At 49.7% G+C, this 12,390-nt stretch carries 11 protein-coding genes; 4 read left to right on the top strand and 7 right to left on the bottom strand.

All coding sequences use genetic code 11. The annotated features are described in order from the left end of the window. Window positions 1-154: 154 nt before the first annotated feature. Window positions 155-838 (bottom strand): HAD family hydrolase, encoded by a 684-nt coding sequence (locus tag H583_RS35680; protein WP_051236991.1) that lies wholly within the window; start codon window positions 836-838, stop codon window positions 155-157. A gap of 125 nt (window positions 839-963) precedes the next feature. Then, window positions 964-1,803, bottom strand: a complete 840-nt coding sequence (locus H583_RS0125440; protein WP_028562946.1) for a YitT family protein — start codon at window positions 1,801-1,803, stop codon at window positions 964-966. Window positions 1,804-1,983: 180 nt separating this feature from the next. On the opposite strand from H583_RS0125440, the gene H583_RS0125445 reads away from it, so the two are divergent. Genes H583_RS0125445 through H583_RS0125455 form a run of 3 tightly spaced genes read left to right on the top strand, consistent with a single transcriptional unit; the run spans window position 1,984 to window position 4,762 of the window. Next, window positions 1,984-2,691: a response regulator transcription factor gene (locus H583_RS0125445; RefSeq protein WP_051236993.1), complete on the top strand. Its 708-nt coding sequence runs from the start codon at window positions 1,984-1,986 to the stop codon at window positions 2,689-2,691. Next, window positions 2,681-4,243, top strand: coding sequence for a sensor histidine kinase (locus tag H583_RS0125450; RefSeq protein WP_028562948.1), 1,563 nt, complete (start codon window positions 2,681-2,683; stop codon window positions 4,241-4,243). Before H583_RS0125445 ends, H583_RS0125450 begins: the two co-directional genes overlap by 11 nt. 15 nt (window positions 4,244-4,258) lie before the next feature. After that, complete coding sequence (locus H583_RS0125455) at window positions 4,259-4,762, top strand: hypothetical protein (protein WP_028562949.1); 504 nt, start codon at window positions 4,259-4,261, stop codon at window positions 4,760-4,762. A gap of 144 nt (window positions 4,763-4,906) precedes the next feature. On the opposite strand, the gene H583_RS0125460 is transcribed toward H583_RS0125455, so the two are convergent. From H583_RS0125460 to H583_RS0125480, 5 genes are all read right to left on the bottom strand, one after another. Continuing rightward, the gene (locus H583_RS0125460; RefSeq protein ID WP_245586001.1) at window positions 4,907-6,481 is read right to left on the bottom strand and encodes a methyl-accepting chemotaxis protein; all 1,575 of its coding nucleotides are present in this window, start codon (window positions 6,479-6,481) and stop codon (window positions 4,907-4,909) included. After that, a complete protein-coding gene (locus H583_RS0125465; RefSeq protein ID WP_028562951.1) occupies window positions 6,451-6,993 on the bottom strand; it encodes a hypothetical protein in 543 nt (180 codons plus the stop codon). Before H583_RS0125465 ends, H583_RS0125460 begins: the two co-directional genes overlap by 31 nt. Before the next feature lie 318 nt (window positions 6,994-7,311). Then, on the bottom strand, window positions 7,312-8,142 hold the full coding sequence (locus H583_RS0125470; RefSeq protein ID WP_028562952.1) for a carbohydrate ABC transporter permease: 831 nt from the start codon (window positions 8,140-8,142) through the stop codon (window positions 7,312-7,314). A gap of 18 nt (window positions 8,143-8,160) precedes the next feature. Beyond that, window positions 8,161-9,045 (bottom strand): carbohydrate ABC transporter permease, encoded by an 885-nt coding sequence (locus H583_RS0125475; protein WP_028562953.1) that lies wholly within the window; start codon window positions 9,043-9,045, stop codon window positions 8,161-8,163. Window positions 9,046-9,058: 13 nt separating this feature from the next. After that, window positions 9,059-10,408, bottom strand: coding sequence for an ABC transporter substrate-binding protein (locus H583_RS0125480; RefSeq protein ID WP_036710966.1), 1,350 nt, complete (start codon window positions 10,406-10,408; stop codon window positions 9,059-9,061). Window positions 10,409-10,625: 217 nt separating this feature from the next. On the opposite strand from H583_RS0125480, the gene H583_RS0125490 reads away from it, so the two are divergent. Next, a complete protein-coding gene (locus H583_RS0125490; RefSeq protein ID WP_028562955.1) occupies window positions 10,626-12,389 on the top strand; it encodes a sensor histidine kinase in 1,764 nt (587 codons plus the stop codon). The last annotated feature ends 1 nt before the right edge of the window (window position 12,390 follow it).

Raw genomic sequence — 12,390 nt, forward strand, 5'->3', positions numbered from 1 at the left:
AGTGGCCATTCATCCGGCCTGTGTACTTAAAATTACTATAAATTACCTTATAGGCGAAAGTCAAATCTATTCTTTGGCCTGCAACGCAACAATGCGGCTCCTCTGGGAGGCAGCCGCATTTCACAGAAAATCATTATGTATGGCGTTCGTTCTCTTATCTGTCATGTTTCCTTGTCAATAGCGGCTCCGCATCAAGAATCTGATCCACAATGTAATCCGGGGCCAGCTCTCCGTCCGGAGGCTGCTGTACTCTCGCAAATCCCTGTTTGACCCAAATAGCATGGAGTCCAAGTTCACGGGCCGGAATAATATCATTGTCGATCCGGTCTCCGATCATGACCGCCTGCTCGGGACGACAGTCCGCTTCCTTCAACGCCCAGTGGAAAAACCGGGGATCAGGCTTGTTCATGCCCAATTCGGCGGATGAACCCATCAGGCTAAAATAGGAATCGAGATTGTAGCCCTTGAGACGATCCAGCGTGCCAAGACTCTGATTCGCAATGACTCCCAGCTTATAACTGGCTGACAGCCGCTTCAGCATCGGCTCGACGCCTGGGAATGGCTGCTCCAGCTGTTTATTATATTTGACCCCTTCCCGAATGGCATGCCAATGCTCCGGCGAAGAAACAATCTCCTCCAGAACCGGTTTAATCGGTATCTCCGTCATTTCGCGAAAATAATGGGACAGCCGCTCACACATGGCATCCCGGGAGATCGGATAGCCAAGACGGTTGGCATTGCGGACATATTGGCCGATGACATCTTCAGCAGCTGCAGATTCGTCCAGCAGCGTATCGCCAAGGTCAAAAAATATCCACTTGATGCGAGTCAGATCCATTTTGCGGGCTCCCTTCTTTTTCAAAAAGCAACGTTGTATCCGGTATCATTAAAATAATTATCATTATAAACATTTCTTTTTTGGGCGGTCAAGCCAGCCCGGCCTGCTTCCGCAAAGTTCCATCATCATTTAGACAGCTCGACAAAGCCTTCGCCAAATACATCCCTTACATCGTGAATGGTCAGGAATGCATCCTTATCTGCCGTCTTGACAATCTTTTTGAGTGTTGAAACTTCCTGCTTGCTGATGACAATGTAGAGCACTTCCTTTGATTCCTTGGAGTAATACCCTTTCCCTTGCAGTACTGTAACCCCCCGGTTCATCACCAGATTCACCTGCTCGGCAATCACGTCCTGATGCCGCGAAATGATCGTCACAGCCTTCTTCGGATTAAGACCTTCAATGATAAAGTCCATCACCTTGGTTGCAATATACAGCATGACAATCGTCAGCATCAGCCGCTCTGCCCCAATAATAAAGTAGGAACAGAATACTACGATTAAGTCGAAAAACAGCAGCGCATAGCTGATGTTCCAATCCAGCACCTTGTGCGCAATCCGCGCCAGGATCGTCGTCCCCGCCGTGCTTCCGCCGGCACGGATAATAATTCCAATACCCGCCCCGCCCAGTACACCGCCAAAAATTGCATTCACCATCAGTTCATCGGAAGCAACATTCCAGTCCTTCGTCAGATGCAGAAACAAGGAGTTCAGAACCACGGCAACAATCGTGTAGACAATCGCCCGCTTGTCCAAAAATTTATACCCGACCACCAACAAAAAAGAATTGATAATCAAATTGACAAGCCCTGGGGACCACTGATACAAATAATACAATATAATAGTAATTCCCGTGACGCCGCCTTCGCCAAGATCATTCGGAATGACGAACAAATTGACCGCCAGCGCAAACAAAAACGCCCCGATTACTAATGAAATCGAGTCATTCGCTATTCTTTTCCACATTTACCATCAACCTCGCGTTCCGCAATCATCCCTTAATCATACATCATTTCAGGACTTCCCTGCAATCCTCTCGTACCCGCCTCATCGAGGCTCTGACTTCTTATGACCACTTTCTATAAAACATAATGCAGGAACTGGCCCCTATGAAAAGATGGTTGGAAGTTCCAGACACAACTTCATATGAACTTCAGATTCGGCGTGTATAATGATTGCGGGGTGAGAAAGTTGAACAAACATATTTTAGTGATGGAAGATGATGCCGCCATCCGGCAGCTGCTGGAGCAGTTCTTGTCCTCGCAAGGCTATAACGTAACGGCTGCCGCAGACGGTGTGGAAGGGCTGGAGATGTGGGACAAAGCTGAGTATGATCTGGTCATCTCCGACGTCATGATGCCGAATCTGAACGGTCATGATGTAGTCCGCATACTTAGACAGCAATCAAACGTTCCAATAATATTGCTGACAGCGCTCAATGAGGAGCATCAGCAAGTTGAAGGCTTCGAAATCGGCATTGATGATTATATGACCAAACCCTTTTCCTACCGGGTACTGATCAAACGGGTAGAAGCTGTGCTTCGCCGCTCCCATCCTGTTCCCGCCGGAAGCTGGATCGAATTCCAGGACATGCGCCTGGATCTGGATTCCTATAACGCTTATGTAAGCGGCGAGCCTGTCAGCCTGACAACGAAGGAATTTGAAATTCTCAAAATGCTGATTATGCAAGCCGGAAAAATTGTAACCCGGGAGCAGCTGCTGGATACGGTCTGGGGCTACGATTATTACGGGGACAACCGGATTATTGATACGCACCTGAAAAACATCCGCAAAAAAACGAACAGCATGTTCATTAAAACCGTGAAAGGAGTCGGGTACAAACTTGAACGCTAACCAGTCACTCTTCTCTGCCCTGCGAAGCACCATTGCTTTCAAAGTTTTCGGACTTACTGCAGGCATATTGCTGCTGTTTTCAATCATCACCTACCTCGTTATTTTCACACTGCTGCCGCATACTTACAAAGACTATAAGCAGCAACAGCTGGAAAATGAAGTCGACCATTTCATCACTTCAATCGAAGGTCTGCCGGATAAGGACGTTGAGCAGGCCTTTAATAAATTAAGGGAGCAGACCCGCGCTTTTATTACGATTTCTGACGGGGCTGACCAGATTCTCGCTCCGCATATAGAGTCGGGTTATGCAATAGCCATTTCTGAGGCTGGAGGAGCCCTTGGAGGGACCCTTACACCCGCTGAATACTCTGATGGGGCAAATACAAATACACAAACAAGTGCAAGAGAAGCTCCCATGGTAAGCAGAAGCCTGACCTATAAAGGACAACAAGCAAAGCTGCAGGCGACCACGGCTCTCCAGCCGATCGATGAGGCATCCAAAGTTTTAGGGATGCTGGCTCCTTACGTGGCATTATTCATACTTATCGCTTCCATTGGGGGATCTTTTTTGTATACATTCCTCATTACAAGACCCATCCGCAAAATTACCGCTTCCGCAAGCCGCATGGCAGAGCTTGAACTGGATACCCGCATACCGGTTCACTCTTCCGATGAAATCGGAAGGCTGGCGGAAAGCCTCAATATTATGGCTGCCAATCTGAAAGGTTCTATCAGCGATCTGGAAACAGCCAATGAGCAGCTTCAAATGGAAATGAAGCGCGAACGCGAAGTGGAGACGCGCAGAAGAGAACTGTTCGCCGCTGTGTCGCATGAACTGAAATCTCCTTTAACGATTCTAAAAGGGCAGCTGGAGGGGATGCTCTACAAAATCGGCATTTACAAAGACCGTGACGCCTATCTGCACAAGACATTGGAAGTCGCGGAAGAAATGGAGACGCTTATTGGCGATATCCTGCATGTGGCCAAATCCGACCGCCTGTCTCTCCCCAGCGACGATGAGCTGATCTCCGTGCAGGATCTTGTTCTTGAGCTATTGGCCAAATATGAGGAACTTGGCATGCAGCGAACGGTTTATTTGCATTCCTCCCTGCCGGCGAGCATGGAGATTAGATCCGACCGCAAGCTGCTGGAGACCGCCCTGAGCAATGTCATTCATAATGCCATTGTGTACACCAACCCGGGTGAGCAAGTATTTATTAGGCCAATAAGCGGAGCATACGGTCAGGGCTTTGAAGTTGTGAATACGGGAGCGAAAATCGATCCTTCCAAAATCGGCCGGATCTTCGAGCCCTTCTACCGTCTGGAACAATCACGCAACCGCAATACAGGCGGCAGCGGGCTTGGCCTGTACATTACCAAAAACATGCTGCAGCAGCTTGACATCGGTGTTGAAGCCCGTAATACGGATGAAGGCGTGGCCTTTTCCTTTTACTTTCCGGAAGCGGCAATTACATTCAAATCACACCCAGTCTCCATACCATCTCCAGATACGCAGGCTAAACTTGTTCTTGTAAGACAAACCACAACTTAAAGGAGCCTGATCAAGATGAAAAAGAAAATGGTATTACTGGGTGCTGTATTAGCTATCTCTGCCGTAACTGCACAAGCAGCTTTCGCTGCGCCGAACAATGGAGCTTCTACCGTAAAGCCTTCCCTTGAAGCCGTCAAGGGTCAACCGGATTTCTCTAATGTAAAAGAAGGAACATTCACTATTATTGGTCCAGTGTCCGGAGATTTCAAAGGCAAAGGTACTACAGGAGCCGCTAACGGTTCTGAAGCAACACTTCAAGAAACAGATGCGAAGCCCGACTTGTCCAAGGTCAAAGAAGGCAAAGCCGTAGCCGTCGGCAAAGTGAAAGGCAAACTGAACGGCAACGGAAAAACTCTCCCTGCTCCTGCCAAAGATGGCGATAAGGGAACAGCAAGCCTTCAGGTAGCAGAGGTTCAGCCCGACTTCTCCAAGTCATTCGACAATATTAAGGAAGGCAAGCTCGAAATTGTGGGCAAAGTATCCGGCAGCTTCCAGGGAACCACAACAGCCAAAAAGTAAACACGTGTTAGCGGCTGATCGTCCATAACCAAAAAAACAGCGGCGCCGCTTCCCTGTACCAAAGGGATTGCGGCACCGCTGTTTTCTGATTAGGATGATTTAATAAAATGTTGCTCTGATATCCCTTCCGTGCATCCTGGGCGATTAGCGCTTGTCCGCAAGCTCCTTGAGCTCCGACAGAAGCTGGTCCAGATTCGCGTAACCTTCCACCATCGTCGTAATTTTCCCGTTCTGTGTTTCCATGCTGGCGCACATTTCCTCGACGGAGGACATGCTCTGTTCGGTGACAGAAGCGATATGCACCATATCCCCGGCCATATCGTTATACCGTTCTTGGAGCTGTACGGCCGATTCGCCCACCGCGCAGGTTTGCTCCTTGACAAGCTCCGTATTGCCGGTAATCCTCCCGATCAGCTGTTGTACGTGCCCTGAGGCCTCGCTGCTCGCCGCAACCGCTGTATGGCCATGCTCAACCTGAGCATGAACCGCATCAATTTGAGATCGGATATCTGTGAGAATTTCCTCGATCTCTGCAGCCGCACTGCGTGAATGGTCCGCCAGCTTACGCACCTCTGCCGATACGACTACAAATCCTTTGCCATGTTCCCCTGCGCGCGCCGCTTCAATCGCCGCGTTCAGTGCAAGCAAATTCGTCTGTTGGGAAATATCCGTAATTGTAGCAGCAATCGAGCTCACGCGCTCATTTTGCTCGCTTAGCCTGTTCATCATTTCGACGGTCAAGTCCACCATTTGGCGTACTCTTGCCATCTCCGCTGCAAGCACATTCATCTGTGCGCTGCTCTCCCCGGTCAGGGCGGCATTATCATCGGATACCTGCTGCAGCTTCGTCATTCCCTCCAGCAGATGATTGACAGCGTTATGAATCATTTGGGCCGACTGGTTAATATTTAGAATTTTACCTGTCTGTGTCTCAATTGAAGCGGTCATCTCGGTGAAAGCCGCCGTCACCTCCCGGGAAATTTCCCCGGTCGAATGGACCGTCTGCTTCTGGCTGGTGCTAAATTCATTCAAAACGAGGATCGAGGATTTCAGCTTCGCCAGCAAGGACTCTGTCAGTTCCTTGGATGCAAGCGCCTCCTGCTGCTCCCTGGTAACCTGCTGCTGCAGGTGCTGGCTGAATCTCGCCGAGAAGGACAACGCCGCCGTAGCGAAGCCGAGGTATAAATACAGATAGACAAGTGATTCTCCGGCAAACAGCTTTTCCTGCAGAACAGGGTCCAGATACAGATAGGTGCTTACTGCTGCCCCAAGCACTCCGGTAAAAATAAGCGGCCGGAAGTCGGCATACAGGGTCATGATCGTCAGGTTCACGTAAATGAGAAAGTAAGTGCTGATGACCGGATTCGGGTCGGACACGATCAACAGAAGGACGATCGACATCAGAATACAGGGCACCACATACTTGATATAGTTGACCAGTATGCGCCTGTAGGTCATCAATGTAGCCAGGGCGCACATGATGCCCCCGATACCCGCAAGCATCAGAATCATTTCCAGCTTGAGCCCAATGGCGATATCAGTCAAAATCCCTAGAGCCAGCAGTGTCCACAAAATTTTAATAAACAATCGGTTGCGTTTGTCAAGCTCAGTGAGCTTCATGACGAGTTCCACCTTTTCTGTCGGTTGTGTATAATCTTGCACGTCCCGCTGGCTGAAGACACAGCGGGCTACGCGGTTGTCTGGGGACTGATCAGCCATGAAAACTGCTCTTTGCTGCGGTAGATTTCCTCCACTTTCAAAAGAACCGGAATGATATAATCCCCTTTGTAATACTGCTTGTCGCCAAGCTTCTCGTACGGGACCTTGTAGGTAATGCGCAGCGCCCTCAAGAATACCGGCTCCATCAGCGCCACATAAAACCGGATGCCTTGCTCTTCCGCATAGCAAATGACCGAGGACAGCACATCGCTTGCATATTCACCCCGATAGGGCTTTAGCAATGCCATCTTATCCACCTCGGCGACCCGCCCGGGCGCTGCGGCTATATCAGGATGCAGGTGAAATGGCGCTACCTCATTCAAAGGACTGCCGTCCTGCCGGTACGTCTTGACCTCCGACGTGCCGACATAATGCCCTTCATCCGTAACAACCAAAAATTGCCCCAGCACATCCTGCGAAAATTCCAGGTCGAATCCCTTCTCCATCCAGACCGTCGTCCAGACACCGTTAAACATCGCCAGCTCCAAATCATTCTCCACACGCTTGAACATCTCTCTCTACTCCTTTGTCTTTATCCGTTCGTATGGTATCTCGATTGTCGTGCTCATGTGTCTAATTGAATTGATAAGCAGACTCTTGTAACCATATCGGATTAATGGAGCAAAAATTATATATCTATGGAAAGGAATTTTTATGTATTTTCAGAAAATCGCCACGGTTTCGACAAAAAATACTTTTTTTTGCAGCAAAAGAACTCTTTTTATGACCTATAATTTTTTTTTACAGCATAATGAAAGGCCGTACTGAGAACATCCTGTTCTCTGCACGGCCCTTATGAATTCATTTACCCTTTTACTCTTGAAGTCAAACTACCCTTTTACCGCACCTGCGGTAATTCCCCTGGCCATCTGCTCTGTGAACAGCAGGTAGATGATCAGTGTCGGCAAAGCAATCATCGTCATGACAGCGAATTGCGCACCGTAATTAGACGAATATTGCCCGGCGAACTTCATGATGGAGAAAGGCAGCGTCTTAAATCGGTCTGAGGTTAAAAAGGTGTTCGCCATAATAAACTCATTCCACCAGCTGATAAAATTCATAATGCATACGGTCGCAACTGCCGGCTTTGTAATTGGAAATATGATTCGCGTCAAAAGGCCGAATACGCCGCAGCCGTCCATCACCGCTGATTCCTCAATGCTCCGCGGCACCGTCTCCAAAAACCCGGTCATAATCAAGGTGCTGATTGGAAGGGAAAAGGCGATATAAGGCAAAATCAGCGACAATGGATGATCCAGCAGGCCCATATTGTTAAACAGAGTGAAGTTCGGCAGCAGGGTGGCGTGGATCGGCACGATCATACCCAGCATGATGAGCCCCAGAGCAAGCCCTCTAAGTTTCCATTCCATCCGTGTAAAGGCATAGCCCATCATGAGCGAGAACACGGCCGCCGCTACGATGGTCACGGCCGTGATGATGAAGCTGTTCAGGAGGTACTTGGGTACACTCCCGTAAGTAAAGGCATTGACATAGTTGGCGAATTCAAAGGTCTTCGGCCATTTCAAAATCTCGCTTCCAAAAAAATCGCCGCTCTTCAGAAACGAAAAGTTAACCAGCCACACAAGCGGAAAAATTTGCAGCAGCGCTACGAGCCCTAACAGCAGCTGAAGCACGATCGGAGGCCGCCCCTGTCTTTCCATATGCGCTCCTCCTTCTTTCTAAAATTGCCCGACATCCTTTTTCAAGGCCCGGTTCATCACAACGGTAATAATCAGACAGATGATGACGAAAATGACAGAAATCGCATTCCCGTAGCCATAGAGCGATGAGCTGAACGCTGTCTTATACAAATAGTTGCCCAAAAATTGCGTCGTGCTGCCCGGACCGCCGTTGGTCATCAAGAACACGGTCTCCATCTGCTTTAGACAAGTCGTCACCGCAATAATGACAGCTACCCGGATCATCGGGGAGAGCAGCGGGATTACAACCCGGGTGTACAGCGTTATCTTGCCCGCCCCGTCCAGTTCGGCAGCCTCGTACAGATCCTTTGGTATCCCCTGCAGTCCTGCATAGTACAGCAGCAGCGCATAACCGAAGCCCTGCCACATGACGACGAAGATCAGGCTCCAGATGGCGACGGACGGATCACCCAGCCAATCCTGCTTGAGCGAAGCCAATCCCAATTGCTCCAGTACCTTGTTCAGCACCCCGTAGCTCGGGTGAAAGACACTCACCCACATCTTGGAGGTGACAACGATCGAGATCACCGCAGGGATGAAGAAGATCGTGCGGAACGTCTTCTCCAGCCGCCCGGCGCGGGTAATAAGGATGGCAAACAAAATGGCAACCGGGTGCTGAAGCGCGAGCGTTGCAAGCAGGAGCAGCAGCGCATTCCATAAGGAGCGCCAGAAGATCGGGTCTTCGAACAGCACCTTGTAATAGTTGGCGAACCCTACACTCTGATACTCACCGAGTCCCGTCCAGTTGGTCGTGCCGTAATAGACACTCATCAGAATCGGAAAGCAGACCATGAACAGGAACAGGGTAAGTCCTGGTGCAACCAGCCAGGTAATCGTCCATCGGTTGCTCATTAATTTATGCATGTGGGTCCCGCCTTTACTTGATCAGAGCGACTGCCGCATCCAGCTCCTTCAGGAATGCCTCCGGGGTAATCAGCTGGCTGAGCAGGTTTTGGTGCGCTTCCATGACCTTGGTTTTGAATTCATCCGTTCCATTGTCCTGTACCGGCGTACCGCTGGAGCTTGTAATGGAGCTGAAAATACCAATCAGTTGTTTTTGCAGTTCAGATTCACTGCCAGTCAGGAATTCATCGAAGTTCTGTGCCGGCGTGCCGCTTCCGGTCTGCCAGAGCTGTTTTGCCCAGTTTTCCGGAGCAAAGAAATATTGAAGGAACTTGACTGCTTCTTCCGGATGCTTGCTGTTTTTGGCTACAGAATAGCCGCCGCCAAACCAGGCTGCCACATCGGTTGTTTTGCCTTTATCCGAAGCCGGATAAGGAATTGCACCGACGTTGTTGCGGAATTCTTCCGGGAAGTTCTCATCTGTGGCAAGACCGGCTTCCCAGTTGCCCATCAGAAACATTGCAGCCTGACCCTGGCCGAACATGTTACGGGAAGTACCGTAGTCTGCTGTAATAAATCCGTCCGCCAAGCCTTTGATTACGGCAAACTCCTGCATTTCGGTTGCTGCTGCCAGGAAGTCCGCATTGCCGGAGAAGGCAGCTTCACCGTTCAGGACGGCATCCATTTGATTGAAGTCGCCATTATGACGCTGTGCTACATATTCAAACCAGATTGGCAGCGACCAGCCTTCCATTCCGTTGGAGGCAATCGGGTTGATGCCTGCTTTGCGGAATGCTTCAGCCGCTGCTTTCAGCTCCTGGGTTGTCTCCGGAACCTTCACACCATGGTCCTCAAACAGCTTTTTGTTGTAATAGATGACGAAGAAGTCCGTGTTGCGCGGGAGGCCGTACAGCTTGCCGTCCTGCGAGAATCCGTCCGTTGCGCCCGGTACGAACTTGCTGGAAGCAAAATCCGCTTCATTCAGCTCCAGCATCAGTCCGGCATCAATGAGCGGCTTGATGAAGGACGCCTGGCCCCAGGACTGGACAATATCCGGAATATCGTTGGAGGAAGCATACACTTTCATCTTCGCCTTGTACGGCTCATCCTGGAGGGCTTCCACCTCAATCTTCACATTCGGGTTTTCCTTCATGTACGCGTCAATCAAATTCTGCTCGATTTTCCCCGGTCCATTGGAGCGGTCAGCGAGTGCACTAAAAAATTTCAGCTTGACCTGCTCCCCTTCCGGCTTGCTGTTCGTCCCGTCTTCCTTATTCGTCTGCGGGGGCTGATTGGCCGGGGCCCCCCCATTGCTGCCCCCGCATGCCGCCAGCAGCATGCCCGTCAGGGCGAACATCATGACCAGTATCATTGCTCTTTTCATTGTTAACCCACCTTATCGATGCAATTTTGATCAGGTTAGCGCCTGCTCTGGTACTTACTATAGCGGCTTTTTACAGGAGGGAGAATGACCGATTATTTAGATAAACGGCGCATTTTTTTGAAATTATTCAAAATCTATGTCAATTTTCTTCCATTCTTTATATACTTGAATCAGATTACATAGGATATTTCCAGGCAGGGGGAAAAGAAGAACATCAATGAAAATTACTTCGGTTCATTTTTTTCGCAATCTGTCATTTCAGCAAAAACTGCTGGCCATGGTCATTCCGCTTCTAATTGCAACCGGAGGCCTGACCGGCATGTTTTCCTACTATATCGCCTCCAACCAAGTGGTCGCCAAAATCAAAGACTCACAGAACCATATGGCAAGCAAAACAAGAGACCAGCTGGACTATGTCGCCAAGGATATGCTTAATTTTTCAAATTATTTATTTATTAATCCTGTCGTTCAGAGCATGGTCATCAGCAAGGACACCCGCAAAAACCGCGATCAGCTCTTCAAAAATCTGGTGCCTCTCATGGTAACCGGAAATACGATTCAATCCGTTATTCTTTACCCGGACCCTGCCTTCGACGAGCCTGTACACCCGTTTGTCATCAGCCAGGTCGGCATTGCCAGTGCGATTACGCTGGAAGCCTTCCGCAAAAGTGAATTCTACTTGCGGCTGCAGGAAGCATCCGGACAGCTTGTCTGGGATTTGTTCCGTCCCTCTGACGGCATCATTCCCGGCGATTATCACCATAAAATTGTTCTTATCAAGTCATTCAAGGATTTTTACAGCTTTCAGACGAACGGGCTGCTGATTATAGGCATGGACGCCGACCATATGAGCAAAATTTTATACGACAGCAGTGACAGCGCTTTCCAATATATTGTCAATGATCAGGGAACAATCGTGGCTGCCTCCAGCCTGAAGTGGATCGGCAAGCCTGCCAGCGATTTGCCCTTCCCGTCAGACAGCAGCGCAGATGATGAATATCTCGTCACACAAGCGGTATCGGCAGTTACCGGCTGGAAGGCCGTCGTCATTCAAAACCGGGAGAGCCTGTTGTCAGAGCTTAGCAGCATTCGCTCAATCACCTTTATCATAACAATTGTGGTATCCGCCATTATGATTGTGCTCACCTGGATTATGGCCCGGATTGTTACGAATCCGCTGCGAACGCTGATTCGCTCGATGAAGGCGGTGCAGCATGGGGACTTCTCCCAGCGTGTGAATTTCACCGGCAATGATGAGATCGGACGGCTGGGCTACTGGTACGATACGATGGTCCAGCGGATCAAAACGCTGATCGACGATGTATACTCTTCCCGGCTCAAGCAAAAAGAAGCGGAACTGAAAGCGCTTCAATCTCAAATCAATCCTCATTTTTTATACAATACGCTGAATATGATCAATTGGAGCGCTGTCCAGAAGGGCGACAAGGAAATCTCTGAGCTGGTCGTTTCCCTATCCCAGGTATTCCGGCTCAGCCTCAACAGCGGCCAGGACTTCATTCAGTTGGAGAAGGAGTTTGAGCTGATCTCGCATTATTTGTTTATCCAGCAGAAGCGCTATGCTTCACGCTTGCATTTTGATATTGAGCTTGCTCCTTCACTGCGGCATTTCGAGCTGCCAAAGCTGCTTCTGCAGCCGCTTGTCGAGAATGCGATCGTTCATGCCATTGAGCCACTCGGGGGCAGCGGACATATTAGTGTGCGGGCGTACCAGGAAGAGGACTCCGCTGTGCTGGAAGTAATGGACAATGGAAAAGGCATGACGCCCGAGCAGGCAGAAATGCTCCAGCAGCGGCTCACCAGACCCTCCCTGCCATTCCGTCCGGAAGGCAGCGGATCGGGGATTGCGCTGATTAACGTGAAGGAAAGGCTCCAATTATTCGATGAACAGTCCAGCATGAACATTGATACCCGGCATGGCGCAGGAACAAGGATTACGATCAAATTGAAACTGGGGAGGTAAT

It is taken from the genome of Paenibacillus pinihumi DSM 23905 = JCM 16419 (assembly GCF_000422505.1).
GTDB lineage: Bacteria > Bacillota > Bacilli > Paenibacillales > Paenibacillaceae > Paenibacillus_D > Paenibacillus_D pinihumi.